The sequence below is a fragment of the Streptomyces sp. NPDC017056 genome, from assembly GCF_044332485.1.
GTDB lineage: Bacteria > Actinomycetota > Actinomycetes > Streptomycetales > Streptomycetaceae > Streptomyces.
In genome coordinates this window covers 53,554-78,529 of record NZ_JBIRPD010000006.1, presented here as the reverse complement: position 1 = coordinate 78,529, position 24,976 = coordinate 53,554, and the positions used below count along the sequence as shown (strand labels likewise).

The following is a 24,976-nucleotide window of genomic DNA, read 5'->3' as shown; positions in this document are numbered from 1 at the left end:
CGCCAGGGCCGCCCCGCGACCACCGGTCGCGGGGCGGCCTTTGCGGTTACTTCTCGTGGCGGACGGCGTCGCGGATCTCCTGGGTCCACTCGGCCAGTTGCGGGGCCGTCCTGGCCACACCGGTGGTCTGGGTGCGGGCGTCCACCGCCGTGTTGACGACCGCGGTCACCGCGCTGGAGTCTCCCCAGATGCACACGGTGGTCGTGGTCGCGGTGTCGAGGACGTCCGTCACGATCGAGTACTTCGTCGACTTGCACTTCAGGACCGAGCCGTCGAACCCTTTGGGGGAGTACTCCGTCACCGGAGTGAGCGTTTCCATCTTCCCGCCGCCCTTGGACTGCAACTCCTGCGTCTGCTTTTCCATGTCGGCGAAGAGCTTGTTCACCGCGCCCTTCGGGTCGGCGACCTTGCCGTAGGTGCCGTTGATGATCAGTTGCTGCTTTTGGGGGTTCGTGTAGGACGCGGAGACACCCGTGCCTTCGGTAATGCTGAGAGCCTTGGTCTTCGTGTCGTTGGACACGTCCTTCTTCTCGTCCTTGCCCGCGACCTTGTCGAAGTCCGGTCTGCCGCCATCGTTCCCGGGGAGCTTCGCCGGGAATTCCATCGTGTAAGGCTTCACGTCACCGCCAGGACCGAACGCGAAGTACGCGCCCACGCCGATGCCCGCCACGACCGCCACCGCCAGCACGCTGAGGACGATCTTCGTCCCCTTGCCCTTGCCGCCCTGCGGGCCCTGCCCGTACGGAACCTGCTGCCCGTAGGGCGCCTGCTGTCCGTACGGCGCCTGCTGCCCGTACTGCGGCTGAGGCTGCTGAGGGTGCCCGTACGGCGCCTGGGCCTGCTGCGGATAGCCGTAGGGCTGCTGCGGGGGGACCGGACCGCCCTGCTGCGGGTAGGCGTACGGGCCGGGCTGCTGGGGCGGCTGGCCGTACGGGCCGGGAGGCGGCTGGTTGAAGCTCATGGAGCGGGTTCCCCTCGTGTCCATCCGACGGCGTCCGATGACGCCGGTCACCGTTGATCTCGTGCGTTGCCGACATCCTGTACGACGCGGCGGCCCGCGGGCGCTCCGGGGGCCAAACCGATTCGAGACCGCGACATCCGCGCCCGTACACTGAGCGTCGTGACCGCGAACACTCAGCAGAGCCCCCAAAACGGCGGGCCGAACAGCAGCCCCACTGAACTGCCGACCCAGTACGCGCCGGCCGAGGTAGAGGGGCCGCTGTACGAGCGCTGGGTAGAGCGGGGGTATTTCGAGGCGGACGCGGAGAGCGAGAAGCCGCCGTTCACGATCGTCATTCCGCCGCCGAACGTCACCGGCAGCCTGCACCTCGGGCACGCCTTCCAGCACACGCTGATGGACGCGCTCACCCGCCGCAAGCGGATGCAGGGCTTCGAGGCGCTGTGGCTGCCGGGCATGGACCACGCGGGCATCGCCACCCAGAACAAGGTCGAGCAGCAGCTCGCCGAGGAGGGCAAGTCCCGCCACGACCTGGGGCGCGAGGAGTTCGTCGAGCGCGTCTGGAAGTGGAAGCAGGAGTACGGCGGCAAGATCCTCGGACAGATGCGCCGCCTCGGCGACGGCGTCGACTGGTCCCGTGAGCGCTTCACGATGGACGAGGGCCTGTCCAAGTCCGTCCAGACGATCTTCAAGCGGCTCTACGACGACGAGCTGATCTACCGCGCCGAGCGCATCATCAACTGGTGCCCGCGCTGTCTGACCGCGATCTCCGACATCGAGGTCGAGTACCAGGACGACGACGGCGAGCTGGTCTCGATCACGTACGGGGAAGGCGAGGACACCCTCGTCGTCGCCACCACCCGCGCGGAGACGATGCTCGGTGACACCGCGGTGGCGGTCCACCCGGACGACGAGCGGTACGCGCACCTGATCGGCAAGCGGATCAAGCTGCCGCTGACCGACCGCACCATCCCGGTCGTCGCCGACACCCACGTCGACCCGGAGTTCGGCACCGGCGCCGTCAAGGTGACCCCGGCCCACGACCCCAACGACTTCGCCATCGGCCAGCGGCACGACCTGGAGTCGATGACCGTCATGGACGAGCGCGGTGTGATCACCGTGCACGGTCCGTTCGAGGGCCTGGACCGCTTCGAGGCGCGCTCGGCGATCGTGGCGGCGCTGCGCGAGCAGGGCCGGATCGTCGCCGAGAAGCGCCCGTACGTCCACTCCGTGGGCCACTGCTCGCGCTGCAAGACCACCGTCGAGCCCCGCCTGTCCATGCAGTGGTGGGTCAAGGTCGCCCCGCTCGCGCAGGCCGCGGGTGACGCGGTCCGCGACGGCCGGGTCAAGATCCACCCCCAGGACATGTCGAAGCGCTACTTCGACTGGGTCGACAACATGCACGACTGGTGCATCTCGCGTCAGCTGTGGTGGGGCCACCGCATCCCGGTCTGGTACGGCCCCGAGGGCGAGATCGTCTGCGTCGGTCCCGACGAGGAGCCGCCGGGCACCGAGGCCGAGGGCTGGACCCAGGAGTCCGACGTCCTGGACACCTGGTTCTCCTCCGGCCTGTGGCCCTTCTCCACGCTGGGCTGGCCGGAGAAGACCCCGGACCTGGCGAAGTTCTACCCGACCGACGTCCTGCTCACCGGTCACGACATCATCTTCTTCTGGGTCGCCCGGATGATGATGTTCGGTCTGTACGCGATGGACGGCCAGGCGCCGTTCCACACCATCGCGCTGACCGGCCTGGTCCGTGACGAGCACGGCAAGAAGATGTCCAAGTCCAACCCCAACTCGGTGGACCCGCTGGACTGGATGGACGCCTACGGCGCGGACGCCGTCCGCTTCACGCTCGCCCGCGGCGCCAACCCGGGCGCGGACGTGCCGATCGGCGAGGACTGGGTCCAGGCGTCCCGCAACTTCGCCAACAAGATCTGGAACGCCACCCGCTTCGCGCTGATGAACGGCGCGACGCTGGAGGGCGAGCTGCCGCCGGCCGAGCAGCTCTCGGCGACCGACCGCTGGATCCTGTCCCGCCTGAACACGGTCGTGGCGCAGGTCGACGCGTACTACGAGGACTACCAGTTCGCGAAGCTGTCGGACGCGCTCTACCACTTCGCCTGGGACGAGGTCTTCGACTGGTACGTCGAGCTGTCCAAGACCACGTTCATGGCGGGCGGCCCGGCCGCCGACGTGTCGCGCCGGGTCCTCGGCGAGGTCCTGGACGTCACGCTGCGCCTGCTGCACCCGGTCGTGCCGTTCGTCACGGAGACGCTGTGGACGACGCTGACCGGCCGCGAGTCGCTGGTGATCGCCGAGTGGCCGGCCGACAGCGGCTTCCGCGACGCGGCGGCCGAGCGGGAGATCGAGACGGTCCAGCAGGTCGTCACCGAGGTCCGCCGCTTCCGGTCCGACCAGGGGCTCCAGCCCGGCCAGAAGGTCCCGGCGCGGCTGGACCTGGCCGGTACGCAGCTCGCCGCCCACGAGGCCGCGATGCGCTCGCTGCTGCGCCTCCAGCCCGCGGGCGAGGACTTCACCGCCACCGCGTCCCTCCCGGTCGCGGGCGCCACCGTCGCGCTGGACCTGTCGGGCGCCATCGACGTGGAGGCCGAGCGCAAGCGGCTGTCGAAGGACCTGGCAGCGGCCGAGAAGGAGAAGGCGCAGGCCAACGGGAAGCTGGGCAACGAGGCGTTCCTGGGCAAGGCCCCGGAGCACGTCGTCGCCAAGATCCGTACGCGGCTGGAGACGGCCGAGGCCGACATCGTGCGCATCAGCGCGCAGCTGGCGGCCCTGCCCAAGGCGTGACGCCGGGCGCCGGGGCGGTCCCCGGCGCGTAGCTCTCAGCAGGCCCCTCGTCCTTACGGGCGGGGGGCCTGCGCCGTCCCGAGCCGCGCCGGTCGCCGCGTTCCCGTACCGGCCAAAGCAGGACGTACGCCGTCGACACCGCGACGAAGGCCAGGCGGATCAGGCCGCGCGCCGAGTCGTCGGGCACCACGAAGACGCTGCCGTACAGGATCAGCAGCGCCAGCCAGCTCCACCAGGGCACCAGCCGGCGCTGCCCGATGACGTCCCACAGCAGCGTGCCGAGCAGCACGGACGCGGTGTAGTACGTGTAGACGCTGGGGTCCAGGACGATGCGCGCGTTGGCGCCGAGCAGGACGACGGCGGCCCAGCGCCCCCGCCACACGGCCAGGCAGCCCAGCAGCAGGCCCAGCGCGAACTGCGCGGGCCGGTCCCAGCCGGGCGTCTCCGGGTCGGCCACGCCCAGCCAGCGCAGCGCGGACGCCGGGTGGTTGGGGATGGCGAACTTGGCCGCCGAGAACGAGTTCATGTCGCCGATGAAGAACGGCAGCCAGGCCACCGCGACCAGGGCCGCCATCCACAGTCCCGCGCGCAGCCACTTCCCCCTCGGGAGCGCGAGCAGCAGCGGTACGAAGGCCAGCGCCGTCGGTTTGGAGTCCATCGCGAGGGCCAGGAAGACACCGGTCAGCGCGGCGTTGCCGCGGGTCACCGACCGTACGGCCAGCGCGGTGAAGAACAGCGCGAGCACGTCGTCCAGGTGTCCGAAGCGGACCGAGACCTCGATCCACATCGGGATGAACGCCAGGCCGGCTATCAGGACGCGCTGCCGCAGCCGCTGGTGGTTGGTGCCGGTGCCCAGGAAGTGCCAGGCGGCGCTGCGCCCGGCCAGCACCACGATCACCAGGCCGAGCAGCGACATCAGGGCCGCGGCCAGGAACTGCCCGGTGTGTTCGGGGAACGGGTTGAACAGGCCGGCCACCAGGAAGCTGACGGGGCCCATCTGGAGTTCGGGGTGGTGGGCGTAGAGGTTGAGGCCGCCGGTGCCGTCGCCGGCGGAGCCCTGGTAGATCAGTTCGCCGCCGGTGCGCAGGTAGTGCCAGGAGAACCCCCCGTTCGGCTCGACCACGACGAACCACAGCACGGTCCACGCGGTGAGCAGCACCAGGTGCATCCGCTGACTGATTGCCGGCACGCGGCTTCCCTCTTCCGGTCTCTGACGATCGGTCTTTTACGATCTTCGGTTCGGTCAAGGCTCACAGAGCCCGCCGGTGAAGAGGGCGGCAGGGGGGTGGTGCGTTGCCCCGGCGCGGCGATCAGAGGCGTGCGTCACGGTGGAGCGGCCCGCGCCGCTTTCTCATCGGCCTCTCATCGAGACGGTGGAGCATGGGCCCGCAAAGGGAGCGAAGCGTACGTATCCAGCCGCACGCGCCGTCCACCGACGAGGAGCCGCGCCACCCATGAACAAGCCCCTGCGCCGAGTCTCGGTCTTCTGCATCCTGCTGATACTCGCGCTGCTGGCGTGGGTCACCTGGCTGCAAGGGGCCAAGGCGTCCACCTTCTCGGACGATCCGCACAATCCGCGCGTGTCCATCGCCAAGTACGCGAACCCGCTGGGCAACATCCTCGTCGACGGGCAGCCGGTCACCGGCTCCGCCGCCACCGACGGCACCCTCAAGAACAAGCGCACCTACAAGAACGGCCCGCTCTACGCCCCCGTCACCGGCTTCACCTCGCAGATCTTCGGCAGCAACCAGCTGGAGAGCCTGTACGGGGACCTCCTCGACGGCTCCGACAGCCGCCTCCAGAACCCGGGCGACGCGCTGACCCGCCAGCGCCCGAAGGGCGGCGACGTCGCCACCACCATCGACGCCAAGGTGCAGCAGGCCGGCTACGAGGCGCTCGGCAAGAAGACCGGCGCCGCCGTCGCCCTCGACCCGGCCACCGGCAAGGTCCTCGGCATGGTCAGCACCCCCTCCTACGACCCGGGCAAGTTCGCCGGCTCCGGCAGCGCCGACCAGAAGGCGTGGAAGGACCTGTCGGCCGACAAGAACCACCCCGAGATCAACCGCGCGCTGCGCCAGCCACTGCCGCCCGGCTCGACCTTCAAGCTGGTCGTCGCGGCCGCCGCACTGGAGAACGGCCTCTACTCGTCCGTCGACGAGGCCACCGACAGCCCCGACCCGTACGTCCTGCCCAACACGCGCACCACGCTCAAGAACGAGAGCGCCTCCGCCCCCTGCAAGAACGCGACCATCCGCACCGCGCTCCAGTACTCCTGCAACACCGTCTTCGCCAAGATGGCCGCCGACCTGGGCCAGGACAAGGTCCGCGCGCAGGCCGAGAAGTTCGGCTTCAACGACGGCAAGCTGGACACCCCGGTCAGGGCCGGCAAGAGCCTCTACCCCAAGGGCATGGACAAGGCGCAGACCGCGCTGTCCGGCATCGGCCAGTTCGACGACACCGCGACGCCGCTCCAGATGGCCATGGTCTCCTCGGCCATCGCCAACGGCGGCGACCTCCAGACGCCGCAGCTGGTCGACAAGCTCACCGACGGCGGCGGCAACACCCTCCAGCAGTACGAGCCGGAGAAGTACGGCAAGGCCGTCTCGCAGCGCACCGCCGAGCAGCTCCAGTCGTCCATGGAGACCGTCGTGAACGAGGGCACCGGCTCCAACGCCAAGATCGGCGGCCTGACCGTCGGCGGCAAGACGGGCACCGCCCAGCACGGCGTGGACAACGAGGGCACCCCGTACGCCTGGTTCGTCTCCTACGCCAAGGACGGCAAGGGGCACCAGGTGGCCGTCGCCGTCATGGTCGAGGACAGCGACGCCGCGCGCAACGAGATCTCCGGCGGCGGCCTGGCCGCGCCCGTGGCGAAGGCGATGATGAAGGCGGCCCTGTCGTAGCGGCCCCGGCCGCGGGCGGTCGCCGCCCGGCCGCAGGCCGCCGCCCGCCGGTGTCGGTGGTGGCTCGTAGACTGGAGCCGTGAGCGACGACCGCCCCCGAAACGACGACCCCGACCCGATTCCCGGCCCGGACGGCCAGGCCGACCCCTTCGAGGAGATGGTGGAGGCCGAGACCGACCTCCCCCAAGCTCTCGACGAGGCTCGAGCAGGGGGGACCCCCACCCCCGACCTCGCGGTGATCGAGGCCGGCAGCCGTACCCTGCGCGCGCAGGCAGGACCACCCCAGGGGGACGGCATTCCCGCCCGTCCCGAAGACCCGGAGGTCGACCGCGCGCTGCGCGAGGTGGAGGCCGAGCTGGCCGGCCGCTGGGGCGAGACCAAGCTGGACCCGTCGGTGCAGCGCATCGAGGCGCTGATGGACGTCCTGGGCTCGCCGCAGCGCGCCTACCCGTCCATCCACATCACCGGCACCAACGGCAAGACCAGCACCGCCCGCATGATCGAGGCCCTGCTGAGCGCCTTCGACCTGCGCACCGGCCGGTACACCAGCCCGCACGTGCAGTCGGTGACCGAGCGGATCAGCCTGGACGGCGCCCCCATCTCGGCCGAGCGCTTCATCGAGACGTACCAGGACATCGCCCCCTACGTGGAGATGGTCGACGCCCGGCAGGAGTACCGCCTGTCGTTCTTCGAGGTGCTGACGGCGATGGCGTACGCGGCCTTCGCGGACGCCCCGGTGGACGTCGCGGTCGTCGAGGTCGGCATGGGCGGCACCTGGGACGCGACGAACGTGATCGACGGGGACGTCGCCGTCGTCACGCCCATCTCGCTGGACCACACCGACCGCCTCGGCGATACGCCCGAGAAGATCGCGGGCGAGAAGTCCGGGATCATCAAGAAGGACGCGACCGTCGTCCTGGCGCAGCAGCCGGTGGACGCCGCGTCGGTGATGCTCAAGCACGCGGTCGAGGTGGACGCCACGGTCGCCCGCGAGGGCATGGAGTTCGGCGTCCTCAGCCGCGAGGTCGCGGTCGGCGGCCAGCTGCTGACGCTGCGCGGCCTGGGCGGCGAGTACGAGGAGATCTTCCTGCCGCTGTACGGCGCCCACCAGGCGCACAACGCCGCGGTGGCGCTGGCCGCGGTGGAGGCGTTCTTCGGCATCGGCTCCCAGCACTCCCGCACCCTGGACGTCGACACCATCCGCACCGCCTTCGCCTCGGTGGCCTCGCCCGGCCGCCTGGAGGTCGTACGGAGCAGCCCGACCGTCATCCTGGACGCGGCGCACAACCCGGCGGGCGCGCGGGCCGCGGCCGAGGCGGTCACCGAGGCGTTCGGTTTCAGCCGACTCGTCGGCGTGGTCGGCGCGAGCGCGGACAAGGACGTGCGGGGCGTGCTCGAAGCCTTCGAGCCGATCTTCGCCGAGATCGTGGTGAGCCGTAACTCCAGCCACCGTGCCATGGACCCGGACGAGCTGGCGGCCGTCGCGGTGGAGGTCTTCGGCGCCGAGCGCGTTCAGGTCGAGCCCCGGCTCGACGACGCGCTGGAGGCGGCGATCACCCTCGCCGAGGAGGAGGGCGAGTACTCCGGAGCGGGCGTGCTGGTCACCGGCTCCGTGATCACGGTCGGCGAGGCCCGGCTGCTCCTGGGAAGGAACTGACCATGCGCACGCTGTGTGCGAGCACGCTGATCGGCGAGTTCTTCGTGATCGGCTTCGCGGGTCTGGTCGCGATGCAGACCTCGGGACACTCCACGGCCACGGTCTGGACGGTCAGCGGCGTCGCCATGCTGCTGTGTGTCCTGCTGTGCGGCGTGCTCACCCGCCCCGGTGGCGTGCAGCTCGGCTGGGCCCTCCAGGCGGCCCTGATCGCCAGCGGCTTCGTGGTGACGACGATGTTCTTCCTCGGCGCGGTCTTCGCCGCCCTGTGGTGGGCTTCGGTGCACTTCGGCCGCAAGATCGACGAGGCGAAGGCCCGCTGGGCGGCGCAGGCCGAGGAGGGCCCGCGGCCGGGCGTGGCGTAGTCGGCTGAACGAGCCGGGCCGGGTGCGGACGCACCCGGCCCGGACGTCTTTCCCCGGCCGGCGCACACGCGCGTACGAAAACCACCCGCACCCGTTCACCCGTCCGGCCGCACCACCCGTCCGGATCAGGTGATTCGGCCCCGGTACCGCGTACAGCCGCACGCCGTCACCCATGTAGCCTCAGGGCACCTGCCGATGTCGTCCGTATCGCAAGGAGCCCCTCCGTGAGCCAGCGCACGCTCGTCCTTCTCAAGCCCGACGCGGTCCGCCGCGGCCTGGTCGGTGAGATTCTCGGCCGTATCGAGAAGAAGGCGGGCTGGACGATCAGCGCGCTGGAGCTGCGCACGCTGGACCGCGCGATACTGGAGCAGCACTACGCCGAGCACGTCGGCCGGGACTTCTACGAGCCGTTGGTGCAGTTCATGTCGTCGGGACCGGTGGTCAGCCTGGTCGTCGAGGGCGAGCGGGTGATCGAGGGCGTACGGGCGCTGGCCGGCCCGACCGACCCGATCAAGGCGCCCGCCGGTTCGATCCGCGGGGACTTCGGGACCATCACCCGGGAGAACCTCGTCCACGCCTCGGACTCCGAGGAGTCCGCCGACCGGGAGATCAAGATTTTCTTCCCGGGCCTGGGCTGACCGGCGGTCCTTCCCGACCCCGATGACCTGGGGCGACCGCGAAACCTCCGGTCGCCCCGCGGCATCCGCTCTCCGAACGGGGGAACGCATCAGCGCGACACGACGTCACCATTAAGGGGGGCGGGTGCGTGTTCCGCTGACAATGGCGAAGGAACCCCGCACCGCGTTCGAGCGGTGGGGACTTCGTGACTACGATGGAGCTTCCGCGCCCCGGCGCACCACACCTGCCGACCTCAAGTAAGCATTCGCTCCAGTTGGGAAGGCCAGACGTATCCTCATGGGGAACAACATGTCGTTCATCGGCCGTGACATGGCTGTCGACCTCGGGACCGCCAACACGCTGGTGTACGTCAGGGGTCGTGGGATCGTCCTCAACGAGCCGTCGGTCGTGGCCATCAACACCAACACCGGTGGCATTCTCGCCGTGGGCGCCGAGGCGAAGAAGATGATCGGCCGCACCCCCGGCAACATCGTCGCGGTGCGTCCTTTGAAGGACGGCGTGATCGCCGACTTCGAGATCACCGAGCGGATGCTCCGCTACTTCATCCTCAAGATCCACAAGCGTCGCTACCTCGCCCGCCCGCGCGTCGTCGTCTGTGTCCCCTCCGGTATCACCGGGGTCGAGCGCCGCGCGGTCATCGAGGCGTCCACCCAGGCCGGCGCCCGCCAGGTGCACATCATCGAAGAGCCGATGGCCGCCGCGATCGGCTCCGGGCTGCCGGTCCACGAGGCCACCGGCAACATGGTCGTGGACATCGGCGGCGGCACCACCGAGGTCGCCGTGATCTCGCTCGGCGGCATCGTCACGGCCCAGTCGATCCGGGTGGCCGGCGACGAGCTGGACAACGCGATCATCCAGCACATCAAGAAGGAGTACAGCCTCCTGCTGGGCGAGCGCACCGCCGAGAGCATCAAGATCACCATCGGTTCGGCGTACGACCTGGAACAGGACGAGCACACCGAGATCCGCGGCCGGGATCTGGTCTCCGGACTTCCCAAGACCGTCGTCATCTCGGCGGCCGAGGTGCGCAAGGCCATCGAGGAGCCGGTCAACTCCATTGTCGACGCGGTCAAGACGACGCTCGACAAGTGCCCGCCGGAGCTGTCCGGCGACGTGATGGACCGCGGCATCGTGCTCACCGGAGGCGGCGCCCTGCTCCGCGGCCTCGACGAGCGCCTGCGCCGCGAGACCGGCATGCCGATCCACATCGCCGAGGACCCGCTCGACTCCGTCGCCCTCGGCAGCGGCAAGTGCGTCGAGGAGTTCGAGGCGCTCCAGCAGGTCCTGGACTCCCAGCCGCGCCGCTGAGGAACCCGACATTCCGCCGTACGGGCGGCTGATCGTCCGTACGGCGGATCGTTGATATACAGGCACCACGCCCCAACAGGCGAGCACTGCGTATAAAGGCACAACGCACTCCCCAGCGCGACCGGCGCGGGCCCGCAGCCGGCCGGTCCTACGAGGAAGGACACGGCCGCCGCACGTGAGGGACACACGAGAGAGCCGGCTGCTACTGGTGCTGCTGGTCGCGATCGCGTTCGCGCTGATCACGGTGGACATCCGCGGTGGCGAACGGTCCCCGCTCGCCGGTGCCCGGCAGGCCGCCGCCGCGGTCTTCGGGCCGGTCGAGAGCGGCATCGCCACGGTCGTCGACCCGGTGGGCAACGCCGTCGGCGCGGTACGGGACTCCGGCGAGCGGCACACCCGTATCAGCGCCCTGGAGCGGGAGAACGCCGGGCTCAAGGCCAAGCTGGGCTCCTCCGACCGCAACCGCAACCGTGCCGCCGAGCTGGACAAGATGCTCAAGACCGCCGGCACCGGCCAGTACGGCATCAAGGGCGCCCAGGTCATCGCCATCGGCGCCGCGCAGGGCTTCTCCTGGACCGTCACCATCGACGCCGGCTCCCGGGACGGCATCGCCCGCGACATGACGGTCCTCAACGGCGACGGCCTGGTCGGCCGGGTCACCACCGTCGGCACCACCACCGCCACCGTCCTGCTCGCCAACGACCCGGACTTCACCGTCGGCACCCGCATGGAGAAGACCAACGAGATCGGCTTCGCCACCGGCCAGGGCGGCGACTCGCTGCGGGTGCAGCTCCTCAACGGCAAGGCCGAGGTGCGAAGCGGCGACCGCCTCGTCACCTTCGGCTCCAGCGCCGACAAGCCCTTCGTGCCCGGCGTCCCGGTCGGCCGGGTCGTCAAGGTCGACCCGTCCAACGGCGACCTGACCCGCTCCCTCCAGGTACGCCCGTTCGTCGGCTTCTCCAAGCTGGACATCGTCGGCGTCGTGGTCCAGCCGCCCCGCGAGGACCCGCGCGACACGGTCCTGCCGGCCAAGCCCGCCAAGCCCAAGCCGACGCCGACGGTCACCGTCACGGCCACCCCCACCGCGAGCGCCTCTCCCAGGAGCTGACCGATGCGCATCAAGAGGATTCTGCTCTCGGCCGCGCTGGTGGTCGTGGCCCTGCTGGTCCAGGTCTGCGTGCTGGCGCGGCTCCAGCTGCCCGGCGCCACACCCGACCTGCTGCTCCTGGTCGTCCTCGGCCTCGCCCTCGTCTACGGGCACGTCAGCGGCGCCCTGCTCGGCTTCGGGGCCGGGCTGCTCGCCGACCTCGCGCCGCCCTCCGACCACGCCATCGGCCGGTACGCGCTGGTGCTCTGCGTCATCGGGTACGTCGCCGGGCTGACCAAACCCGACACCGGGCAGCACCGTTCGGCGACCATGCCGCTGGTCGTCGTGGTGGGCGCGGCCCTCGGCTCGACGCTGCTGTACGCCGGCGTGGGCTCGCTCGTGGGCGACTCCGCCGCCCGCCATGTGGGCCTGGCCGGGCTGCTGTTCACCGCCACGCTCTACGACCTGCTGCTCGCCCCGTTCGTCGTACCGCTGGTCATGGCCATGGCCCGCAGGACGGAGCACGATCCGCTGGCCGCGGACGCCGCGGGCGGCCAGGGCGGCTCCGGCAAGGGCCGCAGCGCCTACGGCTGGCTCGGCTCCGGCACCGGCCTGAAAGCGAGCCGCTCGATGCGCACCACCCTCCCGTCCAAGCAGGCCCGGATCGGCGGCCAGCGCGGCGGGCTGCTCGGCAGGCCGGCCCGTAACAAGGCAGGACGCATCAAGGGGGTCAAGCGACTGTGACCAACATTCCGGAGACCGGCCGCACCTCACGCGTCAGGATCCGCCTGGTCGCCATCCAGATCCTCGTCTTCTCGCTGCTGCTCACGCTCGGCGGCCGGCTGTGGTACCTCCAGATCCGCAACGGCCGCGAGTACGCCGACGAGGCCCGCAACAACCACGTCCAGCAGGTCGTCGACCCGGCCACCCGCGGCTCCATCCTCGACGCCCGCGGCATCCCCCTCGCCGACAACCAGACCCGCCTGGTCGTCTCCGCCAGCCGCACCGACCTGCTGAAGATGAAGGACGACGGCAAGGCCGTGCTCGGCCGGCTCGCCAAGGTGCTCGGCATGACGGAGCAGGAGATCCGCAACAAGGTCCGGCTCTGCGACGCCAAGACCCCGCAGCCCTGCTGGAACGGCTCGCCCTTCCAGCCCATCCCGATCACCGACGAGGCCACCACCCAGCAGGCCCTCCAGATCCGCGAACGCTCCGAGGACTTCCCCGGCATCTCCGCCGAGCCCACCGCCGTACGCCGCTACGCCGCGCCCGGCCAGGCCGAGACCGCCCAGGTCCTCGGCTACCTCTCGCCGGTCACCGACGAGGAGATCCAGAAGGCCAAGAACACCCGCTCGCCGCTGCTGCGCTCGGACCAGATCGGCCGCTCCGGGCTGGAGCGCACCTACGACAGCGCCCTGCGCGGCAAGGCCGGCGTGACGCGCTACGAGGTCGACAACCTCGGCCGGGTCATCGGCAAGGCCAAGAGCGACAAGGCGATCCCGGGCTCCAACGTCGTCACGAGCATAGACGCGCGTGTGCAGGCCATAGCGGAGAAGGAACTCGACCAGGCGATGAAGGACGCCCGCAAGGAGCACGACAAGAACACCGGCACCAACTACAAGGCCGACGCGGGCGCCGTGGTCGTCATGGAGAACAAGACCGGCCGGGTCGTCTCCATGGCCTCCAACCCGTCCTACGACCCGAACGCCTGGGTCGGCGGCATCTCCGGCAAGGACTACGCGCGGCTGACCGGCAAGGACTCCAACTACCCGCTGCTCAACCGCGCGATCCAGGGCCAGTCGGCGCCCGGCTCGATCTTCAAGGTCATCTCCACCTCGGCCGCGGTCAACGCCGGCTACGACTTCAACGGCAGCTACAACTGCTCCAGCGCCTTCTACATCGGCAACCAGGAGTTCAAGAACTTCGAGTCCAAGGGCTACGGCCCGATCAACCTCGGCCGGGCGCTGGAGGTCTCCTGCGACACCGTCTTCTACGGCCTCGCCTACCAGCAGTGGCAGAAGGACGGCGGCAACAAGCCCAAGAACCCGGCGGACTGGTTCTACAAGACGGCACACCAGTTCGGCCTCGGCAAGGAGACGGGCATCGACCTCCCCAACGAGGTCACCGGCCGCGTACCGGACCGCGAGTGGAAGAAGCGGTACTGGGAGGCCAACAAGGACAGCTGGTGCAAGCAGGGCCAGACCGGCGACGACTACGTCTCCAAGATCGCCAAGGAGAACTGCGAGTCCGGCATGAAGATGCGCGCGGGTGACTCCGTCAACTACTCCATCGGCCAGGGCGACACCCAGGTCACCCCGATACAGATGGCGACGATCTACGCCGCGATCGCCAACGGCGGCACCCTCTACAACCCGACCGTGGGCAAGGCCGTCGTCAGCCCCGACGGCAAGCACATCGAGACCATCGAGCCCAAGTCGCACGGGAAGCTGCCGGTGACGGCCAAGACCCTGTCCCAGATCGACGGCGCGCTGGCCGGCGTCGCCACCCGCGGCACCGCCGCCTGGCGCTTCCAGGGCTGGCCGCAGGACAAGATCCCGATGCACGCCAAGACCGGCACGGCCGAGGTCTACGGCAAGCAGACGACGGGCTGGTTCGCCACGTACACCAAGGACTACACGATCGTCATGACCATCTCCCAGGGCGGTACGGGCTCGGGGTCCGCGGGGCCCGCCGTGCGCAAGATCTACAACGCGCTCTACGGGGTGGACGACAAGGGCAAGATCGACGAGAAGGCGGCGCTGCTGCCCAGGCCGCAGACCGGGCTGCCCAAGATCCTGGGCGACGGCACGATCCAGGCACAGCCCCTCAAGCCCGCCGTCGCACCGCAGCCGCCCGCGGCGGCGGGAAGGCGGGACCGGTGACCAGTTCGTCCGCCGCCGACCGCTTCACCGTCCGCCGCTACAGCCCCGAACGCGGCGCCTGGGGCAAGCTGACCGCGCGCGACTCGGTCCTGCGCCGGCTGGACTGGGTCATGCTGCTGTCCGCCATGGCCCTCTCCCTGATCGGCGCGGTGCTGGTCTTCTCCGCCACCCGCAACCGCACCGAACTCAACCACGGCGACGAGTACGGCTTCCTGCTGCGCCACCTGCTCAACACCGGCATCGGGCTGGCGCTGGCGGCCGGCGCCATCTGGCTCGGCCACCGCACCCTGCGCGGGGCCGTACCGATCCTCTACGGCCTCTCGCTGCTGCTGGCCCTGCTCGTCCTCACCCCGCTGGGCGCCACGATCAACGGCTCCCGCTCCTGGCTGGCCATCCCCGGCGGCCTCTCCCTCCAGCCCGCCGAATTCGCCAAGATCACGATCACGCTGGGGATGGCGGTGATCCTCGCGGGCCGGGTCGACGCGGGCGACCGCCCGCACCCCGACCACCGCACCGTCGTCCAGGCCCTCGGCCTGGCCGCCGTCCCCGTCGCCATCATCATGCTGATGCCGGACCTCGGCTCGGTCATGGTCCTCGGCGCCATCATCCTCGGCGTACTGCTCGCCTCCGGGGCCTCCAACCGGTGGATCCTCGGGCTGCTGGGCACCGGCGTCATCGGCTGCGTGGCCGTCTGGCAGCTGGGCCTGCTGGACGACTACCAGATCGCCCGGTTCGCCGCCTTCGCCAACCCGAGCCTGGACCCGGCGGGCGTCGGCTACAACACCAACCAGGCGCGCATCGCGATCGGCGGCGGCGGGCTGACCGGCTCCGGCCTCTTCCAGGGCAGCCAGACCACCGGCCAGTTCGTGCCGGAACAGCAGACCGACTTCATCTTCACCGTCGCCGGGGAGGAACTCGGCTTCCTCGGCGCCGGCCTGATCATCTTCCTGCTGGGCGTCGTCCTGTGGCGCGCCTGCCGCATCGCCCGCGAGGCCAGCGAGCTGTACAGCACGATCGTGGCCGCCGGCTGCATCGCCTGGTTCTCCTTCCAGGCGTTCGAGAACATCGGCATGACGCTGGGCATCATGCCCGTCACCGGCCTGCCGCTGCCGTTCGTCTCGTACGGCGGCACGTCCATGTTCGCGGTCTGGATCGCGATAGGGCTGCTCCAGTCCATCCACGCGCAGCGGCCGGTGTCGGCCTGACCGGAGCCCCTCAGTGGCCGGCCGCGGCGCTGTAGGAGCTGTAGGCGACGAGGGCGGCGAGCACCGCGCCGCTGGTCACGGTGGCGAGGATCACCCACAGGGCGATCCTCGCCTTCTTCGTTCTCCGGCGCGCCGTCCGCGGTGGCCGGGGCCGCGCCGGGCCCGGCGCGCGCGAAGCCGCGGGGGCGGCGTCGGCGGCCGTGTCGGCCAGCAGTCTGCGGCAGGCGGCGGCCAGTTCGCTCGTACCGCTGTCCAGCCGCAGGACCGTTTCCGCCCGCGCGGGGGCGCTGGTGCCGCCGTCGAGGATGCGTCCCGCCCGTACCAGCACCTCCCCGCGCGTCCCGGTCGCGGACAGGCTGATCCACCGCTGGACGTGCTCGCCCCGGATGACCACACCGCCCGTCCGGTCCCGGTAGACCGTGTGCTGCTGCCACAGTACGGCGGCCAACTGCCGTGCGGTGTCCGTGAGATGCGCGAGCATCGTTCCCCCTGCCATGACGTGCGCGAACCGAAGACCGCACTGTACCGAGCGGCGGGGGCCGGGGCGGTGCGGGGGCCGGTCACGGCGGAGCGCCCGCCCCGGTGGGCGAATTCCGGTGGTCATCGCAACACGTGATCACTGACTTGTGGTGGCGAGCAGTTTAGACAGGCGCTCGGTTGGGGTTTCCCAACCGAGCGTCTTGCGTGGGCGACTGTTGAGTTCGGCGGCGACGGCGTCGAGGTGGCTGCGGGTGTGGGCAGCCAAGTCGGTGCCCTTGGGGAAGTACTGCCGCAGCAGGCCATTGGTGTTCTCGTTCGAGCCGCGCTGCCATGGGCTGGCTGGGTTGCAGAAGTAGACCGGCATGCGCGTGGCCAGGCTGAAGGCGGCGTGGCCGGCCATCTCGTTGCCTTGGTCCCAGGTCATGGACCGTCTGAGTTGAGGCGGCAGAGCCATGACAGTGCCGGCCAGGGCCTCGTGGAAGTGCTCTGCCCGGTGCCCGTGTGGCAGGTGCACCAGCATGGTGAAGCGCGTCGTCCGTTCGACCAGGGTGCCGATTGCCGATCGGTTACCGGTCCCGACGATGAGATCTCCCTCCCAATGGCCAGGCACGGCCCGGTCGTCCGCCTCGGCGGGGCGGTCGCTGATCATCACCATGGGAGTGGTGTAGCGGGGCTGACGCTTGTTGGACTGCCGATGAGGCTTCCGGCGTGCCCGCCCTGTTCGAAGGGAGCGGGCGAGTTCTCTGCGGAGTTCTCCTCGACCCTGGACGTAAAGGGCCTGGTAGATGGTCTCGTGCGTCACGCGCATCTCCGGATCGTCGGGGAAGTCCCGACGGAGCTGGTGGGCAATCTGCTCAGGACTCCAACGCCGCTCCAGGCGCTCTTGTACGTAGTCGCGCAGTCGCGGACACGTGCCGATCTTTCCCGGCTTGGGCCGGGGGCGACGGGCCTCAGCTCGGGCCTGGGCGGCATGCGGCCGGTAGGCCCAGCGGTAGTCATCCCGCCGCAGCGGCATACCGTTGCGGCGGATCTCCCGGCTGATAGTCGATGGACTGCGGCCCAGCTCCGCGGCGATGGCGCGGATCGACGCCTTCTCCCGTAGCCGGTCAGCGATGTGGATGCGCTCGTCCTCTCGCAGATACCGGCTAGGTGTAGCAGGAACGGCCGCCCGTTCTGATCGAACGGGCGGCTCGACCTTGCCGCTGTTATACCGACGTCCGTTGCGCCACCCGCGCGCCGTCCGCGGGTGGACGCCTACGAGCCTGGACGCCTCTTTGTTGCCGTAGCCCTGCTGCACGAGCCGGAAGTATTCCTCCCGCTCTGCACCAAGTCTCCTCGGCCCCTGCGGCCTCCGGTCCTTACGAACCTCGAAGTTCATCGCATTCCCTGAGCTGGGGTGTTGCGACGACCACTAGAACGGAAGGTGGCGGGGCGGGCGCTCGTGGGCGCGCGTTCAGGAAGCCTGCTGGATGCGCAGCAGGGAGGCCGCCAGCCGGTCCACCTCCTCGGGGGTGTTGTAGAGGGCGAGGGAAGCGCGTACGGCGCTGTCGAGGCCGTAGTGGGCCAGGGCCGGCTGGGCGCAGTGGTGCCCTGAACGGACGGCGATGCCGCCCTCGTCCAGGGCCTGCGCGACGGCCGTCGGTTCGTGGCCCGCGAGGGTGAAGGACAGCACCGCGATGCGGTCCGGGGCGTCGCCCAGCAGCTGTAGTCCGGGCACGGCGGCCAGGGCCTGGCGGGCGTAGGCGAGCAGGTCGGCCTCGTACGCGGCGATGGCCTCGTGGTCGAAGCCGGACAGCCAGTCGAGGGCGGCGAGCAGCCCGACCACGCCCGAGATGTGGCCGGTACCGGCCTCGAAGGCGTGCGGTGCGGGCGCGAACGTCGTGCGGTCGAAGGAAACGGATTCGATCATGTTGCCGCCGCCCTGCCACGGCGCCATCGACGCCAGCAGCTCGGGCTTGGCGTACAGCGCGCCGATGCCGGTGGGCGCGAACAGCTTATGGCCGGAGAAGGCGTAGAAGTCGGCGTCCATGGCCTGTACGTCGACCGGGAAGTGGGCCACCGCCTGCGCGCCGTCCACCAGCACCTTGGCGCCGTAACGGTGGGCCAGCGCCGTCATCTCCGCCACCGGAGGGACGGTGCCGAGCACGTTGGAGGCATGGCTGACGGCCACCAGACGGGTACGGGTGGAGAGCAGGTCGGAGTAGGCGAACTGGTCGATCTGCCCGTCCGGCAGCAGCGGCACCGGCACCACCCGGGCGTGCGTCTCGGCGGCGAGCTGCTGCCAGGGGACGATGTCGGAGTGGTGCTCCAGCACGGGGACGAGGATGTCGTCCCCCGGGCCCAGGTTGGCCCGGCCCCAGGTCTGCGCGACGAGGTTGATCGCCTCGGTGGTGCCGCGCACGAAGACGATCTCTTCGGGGGACGGGGCGCCCAGGAAGTCCGCGACGGCGGCCCGGCCCGCCTCGTACAGGGCGGTGGCGTCGCGGGCCATGGTGTGGGCGCCGCGGTGGATGTTGGAGTTGGCCGAACCGTAGAAGGCGGCCACGGCCTCGATCACCTGGCGCGGCTTCTGGGTGGTGGCGCCGTTGTCGAGCCAGACGAGCGGATGGCCGTTGACCAGCCGGTGCAGGATCGGGAAGTCCCGGCGCGCCATCTCGGGGGAGAAGGCGCCGCGTTGGGTGCCGGGGAACTGGAGGGCGGCAGGCGGGGTGGTGGCCGTCGGTGTGGTGGCCGGCGCGGCCGTCGTGGCCGCGGCCGGTGCTTCGGTGGGCACCGCGCCCGGTGCGGGCACGGCACTCGTTCCGGGAACGGTGGTCGGCACCGCGCCGGTCAGCGCGGCCACTTGGCCGGGAACGGCGGTCGGCACCGCATCGGTCAGGGCGGAAGCCTGGCCGGGAACGGCGGTCGGCATCGCGCCGGTCAGCGCGGAAGCCTGGCCGGGAACGGTGCTCGGCGCCGCGCCGCCCTCGGCGGAACCCGCGCTCGGTACCGGGGCCATGCCCGGCAGACCCGCCATCGCGGCGGCCGGTACGACGGTCGCCCCCGCGCCCGGAGCCGCGCCCGTGGCAGGTGCCGTGCCCGTGGCCGTACCGGCGGCCGGAGCCGCTGCCACCTGGTCGGCGGCCGTGCCGGACGTACCGGCCACGCCGGTCCCGGTGCCCTTCGTCCCAGCGCCCAGGAGGACGCTCAGCGGCGCCGCGAGCCCCGTGACGTCAGGAGTAGTCATGGTACTTGGACACCTCGACGTTCTGGAGTACGGCGAGGGCGTCCTCCACCAGGACGGCCGTGTTGAAGTAGGCCGTGACCAGGTACGAGGTGATCGCCTTCTGGTCGACGCCCATGTTCCGGATCGACAGGCCCGGTTCGGCCTCGTCGGGCACCGAACTCGGGCGCAGACCCACCACGCCCTGCTCGGCCTCGCCCACCCGCATCAGCAGGATCTCCGTCGTGCCGGCGCCGTTGATCGTCACCTTGTCGGACGGGAGCAACGGCACGCCCCGCCAGGTCAGCAGCGGACTGCCGAACCGCGTGTCGGTCACCGGGGGCACACCCCGGCGGGTACATTCACGGCCGAACGCGGCGATGGCACGGGGGTGCGCGAGGAAGTACGCGGGCTGCTTCCACACCTTGGCCAGCAGCTCGTCCAGGTCGTCCGGGGTCGGCGCGCCGGTGCGCGGCTGCACCCGCATGCCCGGGGCGACCTGGTTGAACAGGCCGAACTCCGGGTGGTTGAGCATCATCGACTCCTGGCGCTCACGCAGCGCGTGGACGGTCAGGTTGCTCTGCGCGCGGGTCTGGTCGATGGGCTGGTTGTACAGGTCGGCGACGCGGGTGTGCACGCGCAGCACGGTCTGGGCGAGGCTCATGTGGTACTCGCGCGGTGTGTCCTCGTACTCCACGTACGTGCCCGGCAGCACCGGCTCGCCGACGTGCCCGGAGGCCAGGTCGACCGGCGCCTCGGCGCCCGGCGTCGGCATCTCGCCGGAACAGTAGGACTCCATCGTGGTGCGCAACGACTCGTCGCGGTCGGCCAGTTCGGCCAGCTTGGCGCGGCTGATGCACAACGCGACACCGGGCGTCAGCGTACGTACCCGGTACGGCTGCGACGTGCCCTTGGCCCAGGCTTCCAGGTCGAAGAACTGGCCGTCGCCGATGATCTCCAGCAGCGCGTCCTCGCCGTAGCGTCCGGTCACCCGCTTCTCCGCGCGGCCCCGCACGAGCACCCAGAGCCGGTCGGCGTTGTCGCCCTCGGAGCACAGTAACTGGCCCGCCTCGAAGGTGACTTCGTCGCAGGTCTCGGCCAGCTCGCGCAGCTGTCCCTCGTCCGCCTGCCGCAGGAACGGCAGTTCCCTCAGGTCCTCGGGGACGATGCGGTGGCTGTCGCCTTCGGAGAACGTGCTGATCCGGTCGTCGCCGAGGATGAACGTACGGCGGCGGTTGACGCGGTAGACGCCGGCGTCGACGTCCACCCAGGGCAGGGCGCGCAGCAGGTAGCGCGGGGTGATGCCGCGCATCTGGGGCGTGGTCTTGGTGGCGGTGGCGAGTTGCCGTGCCGCATCGGGACTGAGGCTCTGGCGGCCGTTGGTGGTCATCTGGTCCTCCTCGTGGAAGGGCGTGCGGACACACCGCGGCCCTCTTGGCCACCGCGGTCCGCACGGGATGAGGGGACCGATCGTCCGAGCGGCAACTGCCGACGGCAAGACGGCGTATTTCCGCAACCGGCCGGAAAGGAGCTATCCGGCATTAGCCAGTGTTCGTGCAGGGATGAACGGTTTTTGGCGGGATACCCCGTGGCCAGCCCGGAACCCCGCCGCCGCGCCGCACGGCGTCCGCTGAACGGCCTGCGGGGCACTGCCTCACAGCCCCATACGCGGCTAGATTCGATCCATGGCGGACACCGTGCGGGAAATCGAGCGGAAGTACGAGGCCGACGACAGCACCCGGCTGCCCGACCTGACCGGCGTCGCCGGGGTCGCGGCCATCGCGGAACAGGGCACCGTCGTCCTGTCCGCCACCTACTACGACACCCCCGACCAGCGGCTCGCCGCCGACGGCATCACCCTGCGGCGGCGGACCGGCGGCGGCGACGCGGGCTGGCACCTGAAACTGCCGGTCGCGCCCGGCGTACGGGACGAGGTGCGGATGCCCCTGGCCGACCGGCTGCCGGACAAGCTCGCGGCCCTGGTGCGCTCGCGGGTGCGCGGCGCGCGCCTGACCCCGCTCGTGCACCTGCGGACCCGGCGCACGCTGCGGGTCCTGGAGGACGCCCGGGGCGCGCCGCTCGCCGAGGTGGCGGTGGACGAGGTGGTGGCGCACCGGGTGGACGGCGCGGCCCCGGCCGGCGCCGGGCCCGGGACGGAAGCCGTATGCGCCGCGGACGTGGCGGCCGGTCCGGGCGGCGCGGACGCCGACGGCCGGCCGGACGGCGGTGGCCGGACGGACGGGTCGGGCCGCATGACCGTCGGCGTCCGATGGCGCGAGATCGAGGTGGAACTGGTGGGGGACGGGGCCCCCGGGCTCCTGGACGCGGTAGAGGAAGCCTTCGCGGCCGCCGGCGTACGCCCCGCAGGTTCGGCGTCCAAGCTGGCCCGCGCCCTCGCCGAAACCGCCCCCGAGGAGCCCGCCCCCGTACGGGCAGGCGGGCCACGCAAACCCCGCAAGCAGCCTCGCACGGCCGGTGACGCCGTCCTCGCCTACGTCGGCGAGCAGGTGCGGACCATCACCGAACTGGACCCCGCCGTCCGCCGCGACCTGCCCGACTCCGTGCACCGGATGCGCGTCGCCACCCGCCGCCTGCGCAGCGCCTTCCGGTCCTACGGCGCACTGCTCGACCGCTCGGTGACCGACCCCATCGGCAACGAACTCAAGTGGCTGGCCGGGGAGTTGGGTGTCGACCGGGACCGCGAGGTGCTGGCGGACCGGCTGCACGCCGGGCTGGCGGACCTGCCCAGGGAACTGCGCATCGGCCCGGTCGCCGCGCGGCTGCGCCTGTGGTCGCAGCGCCGGCGGCTCGGCTCGCGGCAGGCACTGATCGCGGTGCTGGACGGGCCCCGCCACCTGGCCCTGCTGGAAAGCCTGCACGCGCTCATGGCGGACCCGCCGCTGCGCCAGGCCGCCACCAGGCCGCCGGCGAAGCCGATGGCGAAGGCCGTGCTCAAGGACTACCGGCGGCTCGCCGGGCGGATGGCGGCCGCCCTGGAGGCACCGGCGGGGCCGGCGCGCGACGAGGCGCTGCACGGCGCGCGCAAGGCCGCCAAGCGGGTGCGGTACGCGGCGGAGGCGGCGACGCCGACGCTGGGCGGCCCGGCGAAGAAGTTCGCCAAGCGCATGAAGCGGGTGCAGCAGCTGCTCGGCGACCACCAGGACAGCGTGGTGGCGCGGGAGGCGCTGCGCGACCTCGCCGTACAGGCGCACGGCGCGGGCGAGGGCGGGTTCACCTTCGGCCTGCTCTACGGACGGGAGGAAGCCGCGGCGGCCGCCCGCGAGCGGGAGCTGCCCGAGGTGTGGCGCAAGGCGTCGAAGCCGGCGCACCGCAGGAAACTGCGCGGATGACGCGCCGGGCGGGACGGCCTCACCGGCCGCCCCGCCCGGTGACCCACCGTCCCGGCGCCGTCACCCCTTGCCCATCAGGGTGCCGCCCGTCAACAGGGCCGCATTCCCGGGGTACGCTGGATGGTCACCCCTGCCAGCTCATGAAAGACGCCGCGATGCCTGTCGAGACGGTCTTCCCGCGCCTGGAAGCGCTTCTCCCGCATGTCCAGAAGCCCATCCAGTACGTCGGTGGAGAGCTCAACTCCACCGTCAAAGACTGGGACAGCTGCGATGTGCGCTGGTCGCTCATGTACCCGGACGCCTACGAGGTCGGGCTGCCCAACCAGGGCGTCATGATCCTTTACGAGGTCCTCAACGAGCGCGAGGGCGTGCTCGCCGAGCGCACGTACAGCGTGTGGCCGGACCTCGAAGCGCTGATGCGCGAGCACAACGTGCCGCAGTTCACCGTCGACGCGCACCGCCCGGTCAGCGCCTTCGACGTACTCGGCGTCTCCTTCTCCACCGAGCTGGGCTACACCAACCTGCTCACCGCCCTGGACCTCTCGGGCATCCCGATCGAGGCCAAGGACCGTACGGAGGACCACCCGCTGATCCTCGCGGGCGGCCACGCGGCCTTCAACCCGGAGCCGATCGCCGACTTCCTGGACTGCGCGGTCGTCGGCGACGGCGAGCAGGCCGTGCTGGAGATCACCGACATCATCCGCGCCTGGAAGGCCGAGGGCCGACCCGGCGGGCGCGACGAACTGCTGTTCCGCCTCGCGAAGACCGGCAGCGTGTACGTCCCCAAGTTCTACGACGTGGAGTACCTGGCCGACGGACGCATCTCGCGCGTCGTGCCGAACCGCTCCGGCGTCCCGTGGCGCGTGTCCAAGCACACCGTCATGGACCTGGACGAGTGGCCCTACCCGAAGCAGCCGCTCGTCCCCCTGGCCGAGACCGTCCACGAACGGATGTCGGTCGAGATCTTCCGTGGCTGCACCCGCGGCTGCCGTTTCTGCCAGGCCGGCATGATCACGCGCCCCGTGCGGGAGCGAAGCATCACCGGCATCGGCGAGATGGTGGACAAGGGCCTCAAGGCCACGGGATTCGAGGAGGTCGGCCTGCTGTCGCTGTCCTCCGCGGACCACACCGAGATCGGCGACATCGCCAAGGGGCTCGCCGACCGGTACGAGGAAGACAAGATCGGCCTGTCGCTGCCGTCGACCCGCGTCGACGCCTTCAACGTCGATCTTGCCAACGAGCTGACGCGCAACGGCCGACGCTCGGGACTGACCTTCGCCCCCGAGGGCGGCAGCGAACGCATGCGCAAGGTCATCAACAAGATGGTCTCGGAAGAGGACCTCATCCGTACGGTCGCCACGGCCTACGGCAACGGCTGGCGGCAGGTGAAGCTGTACTTCATGTGCGGCCTGCCCACCGAGACCGACGAGGACGTCCTCCAGATCGGCGACATGGCGGTCAACGTCATCGCCAAGGGCCGTGAGGTCGCCAACTCCAACGACATCCGCTGCACCGTCTCCATCGGCGGCTTCGTCCCCAAACCGCACACCCCGTTCCAGTGGGCGCCGCAGCTCAGCGCGGAGGAGACCGACGCCCGGCTGGAGAAGCTGCGCGACAAGATCCGCGGCGACAAGAAGTACGGCCGCTCCATCGGCTTCCGCTACCACGACGGCAAGCCCGGCATCGTCGAGGGCCTGCTCTCCCGCGGCGACCGCCGCGTCGGCTCGGTCATCCGCGCCGTCTACGAGGGCGGCGGCCGCTTCGACGGCTGGCGCGAGCACTTCTCGTATGACCGCTGGATGAAGGCCGCCGAGGAGACACTGCCCGCGTACGGCGTCGACGTCGCCTGGTACACCACCCGCGAGCGCACCTACGAGGAAGTCCTGCCCTGGGACCACCTCGACTCCGGCCTGGACAAGGACTGGCTCTGGGAAGACTGGCAGGACGCCCTCGACGAAACCGAGGTCGAGGACTGCCGCTGGACGCCTTGCTTCGACTGCGGGGTGTGTCCTCAGATGGACACGAGTATCCAGATCGGCCCGACGGGCAAGAAGCTGTTGCCGTTGAGCGTCGTCAAGTAAGCAAGTTCCGGTACGTGCCACGGCCCGGCCTCCGCGGTGATGCGGAGGCCGGGC

General features: G+C 70.7%; 18 protein-coding genes. 12 read left to right on the top strand and 6 right to left on the bottom strand.

What is annotated here, in order from left to right; genetic code table 11:
• Window positions 1-46 precede the first annotated feature (46 nt).
• A complete protein-coding gene (locus ACH4OW_RS12905) occupies window positions 47-961 on the bottom strand; it encodes a hypothetical protein (RefSeq protein WP_360122528.1) in 915 nt (304 codons plus the stop codon).
• 159 nt (window positions 962-1,120) lie between these two features.
• Here ACH4OW_RS12905 and ACH4OW_RS12900 point away from each other — a divergent pair, with 159 nt between their 5' ends.
• Window positions 1,121-3,766, top strand: coding sequence for a valine--tRNA ligase (locus ACH4OW_RS12900; protein WP_398027301.1), 2,646 nt, complete (start codon window positions 1,121-1,123; stop codon window positions 3,764-3,766).
• On the opposite strand, the gene ACH4OW_RS12895 is transcribed toward ACH4OW_RS12900, so the two are convergent.
• Window positions 3,732-4,934 (bottom strand): hypothetical protein, encoded by a 1,203-nt coding sequence (locus ACH4OW_RS12895; protein WP_398027649.1) that lies wholly within the window; start codon window positions 4,932-4,934, stop codon window positions 3,732-3,734. The genes ACH4OW_RS12900 and ACH4OW_RS12895 overlap by 35 nt on opposite strands.
• 286 nt (window positions 4,935-5,220) lie before the next feature.
• Here ACH4OW_RS12895 and ACH4OW_RS12890 point away from each other — a divergent pair, with 286 nt between their 5' ends.
• The 9 genes from ACH4OW_RS12890 (at window position 5,221) to rodA (ending at window position 15,809) form a co-directional block, all read left to right on the top strand.
• Window positions 5,221-6,669, top strand: coding sequence for a peptidoglycan D,D-transpeptidase FtsI family protein (locus tag ACH4OW_RS12890; protein WP_398027299.1), 1,449 nt, complete (start codon window positions 5,221-5,223; stop codon window positions 6,667-6,669).
• Between the two features lie 79 nt (window positions 6,670-6,748).
• Complete coding sequence (locus tag ACH4OW_RS12885; protein WP_360122519.1) at window positions 6,749-8,326, top strand: folylpolyglutamate synthase/dihydrofolate synthase family protein; 1,578 nt, start codon at window positions 6,749-6,751, stop codon at window positions 8,324-8,326.
• Window positions 8,327-8,328: 2 nt separating this feature from the next.
• Complete coding sequence (locus ACH4OW_RS12880; protein WP_360122516.1) at window positions 8,329-8,688, top strand: DUF4233 domain-containing protein; 360 nt, start codon at window positions 8,329-8,331, stop codon at window positions 8,686-8,688.
• A gap of 224 nt (window positions 8,689-8,912) precedes the next feature.
• A complete protein-coding gene (gene ndk / locus ACH4OW_RS12875; protein ID WP_360122513.1) occupies window positions 8,913-9,326 on the top strand; it encodes a nucleoside-diphosphate kinase in 414 nt (137 codons plus the stop codon).
• Between the two features lie 289 nt (window positions 9,327-9,615).
• On the top strand, window positions 9,616-10,635 hold the full coding sequence (locus tag ACH4OW_RS12870) for a rod shape-determining protein (RefSeq protein ID WP_003985182.1): 1,020 nt from the start codon (window positions 9,616-9,618) through the stop codon (window positions 10,633-10,635).
• Window positions 10,636-10,810: 175 nt separating this feature from the next.
• Entirely contained in the window at window positions 10,811-11,743 is a 933-nt protein-coding gene (gene mreC, locus ACH4OW_RS12865; protein WP_398027296.1) for a rod shape-determining protein MreC, read from the top strand.
• A 3-nt stretch (window positions 11,744-11,746) separates the two neighbouring features.
• Window positions 11,747-12,466 carry a rod shape-determining protein MreD gene (gene mreD, locus ACH4OW_RS12860; RefSeq protein WP_360122507.1) on the top strand — a complete coding sequence of 240 codons (720 nt, stop codon included), beginning with the start codon at window positions 11,747-11,749 and terminating at the stop codon, window positions 12,464-12,466.
• Window positions 12,463-14,604 carry a penicillin-binding protein 2 gene (gene mrdA / locus ACH4OW_RS12855; protein WP_398027293.1) on the top strand — a complete coding sequence of 714 codons (2,142 nt, stop codon included), beginning with the start codon at window positions 12,463-12,465 and terminating at the stop codon, window positions 14,602-14,604. The genes mreD and mrdA overlap by 4 nt, the downstream gene beginning before the upstream one ends.
• Window positions 14,601-15,809, top strand: coding sequence for a rod shape-determining protein RodA (rodA, locus tag ACH4OW_RS12850; RefSeq protein WP_398027291.1), 1,209 nt, complete (start codon window positions 14,601-14,603; stop codon window positions 15,807-15,809). The genes mrdA and rodA overlap by 4 nt, the downstream gene beginning before the upstream one ends.
• A 10-nt stretch (window positions 15,810-15,819) precedes the next feature.
• On the opposite strand, the gene ACH4OW_RS12845 is transcribed toward rodA, so the two are convergent.
• The 4 genes from ACH4OW_RS12845 to ACH4OW_RS12830 form a co-directional block, all read right to left on the bottom strand.
• Window positions 15,820-16,290, bottom strand: coding sequence for a hypothetical protein (locus ACH4OW_RS12845; protein WP_398027289.1), 471 nt, complete (start codon window positions 16,288-16,290; stop codon window positions 15,820-15,822).
• A gap of 135 nt (window positions 16,291-16,425) precedes the next feature.
• Window positions 16,426-17,667: an IS30 family transposase gene (locus tag ACH4OW_RS12840; protein ID WP_398027287.1), complete on the bottom strand. Its 1,242-nt coding sequence runs from the start codon at window positions 17,665-17,667 to the stop codon at window positions 16,426-16,428.
• 75 nt (window positions 17,668-17,742) lie between these two features.
• The gene (locus ACH4OW_RS12835; protein ID WP_398027285.1) at window positions 17,743-19,515 is read right to left on the bottom strand and encodes a SufS family cysteine desulfurase; all 1,773 of its coding nucleotides are present in this window, start codon (window positions 19,513-19,515) and stop codon (window positions 17,743-17,745) included.
• Window positions 19,502-20,881 (bottom strand): family 2B encapsulin nanocompartment shell protein, encoded by a 1,380-nt coding sequence (locus tag ACH4OW_RS12830; RefSeq protein ID WP_398027283.1) that lies wholly within the window; start codon window positions 20,879-20,881, stop codon window positions 19,502-19,504. Before ACH4OW_RS12830 ends, ACH4OW_RS12835 begins: the two co-directional genes overlap by 14 nt.
• Window positions 20,882-21,176: 295 nt before the next feature.
• Here ACH4OW_RS12830 and ACH4OW_RS12825 point away from each other — a divergent pair, with 295 nt between their 5' ends.
• Together ACH4OW_RS12825 and ACH4OW_RS12820 are read left to right on the top strand one after the other, a co-directional pair.
• Window positions 21,177-22,841 (top strand): CHAD domain-containing protein, encoded by a 1,665-nt coding sequence (locus tag ACH4OW_RS12825; protein WP_398027281.1) that lies wholly within the window; start codon window positions 21,177-21,179, stop codon window positions 22,839-22,841.
• A gap of 155 nt (window positions 22,842-22,996) precedes the next feature.
• The gene (locus ACH4OW_RS12820; protein WP_360122487.1) at window positions 22,997-24,922 is read left to right on the top strand and encodes a TIGR03960 family B12-binding radical SAM protein; all 1,926 of its coding nucleotides are present in this window, start codon (window positions 22,997-22,999) and stop codon (window positions 24,920-24,922) included.
• The last annotated feature ends 54 nt before the right edge of the window (window positions 24,923-24,976 follow it).

Bases quoted from the DNA above. Each gene is read 5' to 3' on its own strand.
- ACH4OW_RS12895 (WP_398027649.1), bottom strand. From the start codon at position 4,934: ATGCACCTGGTGCTGCTCACCGCGTGGACCGTGCTGTGGTTCGTCGTG.
- ACH4OW_RS12825 (WP_398027281.1), top strand. From the start codon at position 21,177: ATGGCGGACACCGTGCGGGAAATCGAGCGGAAGTACGAGGCCGACGAC.
- ACH4OW_RS12835 (WP_398027285.1), bottom strand. From the start codon at position 19,515: ATGACTACTCCTGACGTCACGGGGCTCGCGGCGCCGCTGAGCGTCCTC.
- ACH4OW_RS12905 (WP_360122528.1), bottom strand. From the start codon at position 961: ATGAGCTTCAACCAGCCGCCTCCCGGCCCGTACGGCCAGCCGCCCCAG.
- ACH4OW_RS12830 (WP_398027283.1), bottom strand. From the start codon at position 20,881: ATGACCACCAACGGCCGCCAGAGCCTCAGTCCCGATGCGGCACGGCAA.
- ACH4OW_RS12880 (WP_360122516.1), top strand. From the start codon at position 8,329: ATGCGCACGCTGTGTGCGAGCACGCTGATCGGCGAGTTCTTCGTGATC.
- ACH4OW_RS12845 (WP_398027289.1), bottom strand. From the start codon at position 16,290: ATGCTCGCGCATCTCACGGACACCGCACGGCAGTTGGCCGCCGTACTG.
- ACH4OW_RS12870 (WP_003985182.1), top strand. From the start codon at position 9,616: ATGTCGTTCATCGGCCGTGACATGGCTGTCGACCTCGGGACCGCCAAC.
- mreD (WP_360122507.1), top strand. From the start codon at position 11,747: ATGCGCATCAAGAGGATTCTGCTCTCGGCCGCGCTGGTGGTCGTGGCC.
- ACH4OW_RS12820 (WP_360122487.1), top strand. From the start codon at position 22,997: ATGCCTGTCGAGACGGTCTTCCCGCGCCTGGAAGCGCTTCTCCCGCAT.
- ACH4OW_RS12890 (WP_398027299.1), top strand. From the start codon at position 5,221: ATGAACAAGCCCCTGCGCCGAGTCTCGGTCTTCTGCATCCTGCTGATA.
- ACH4OW_RS12840 (WP_398027287.1), bottom strand. From the start codon at position 17,667: ATGAACTTCGAGGTTCGTAAGGACCGGAGGCCGCAGGGGCCGAGGAGA.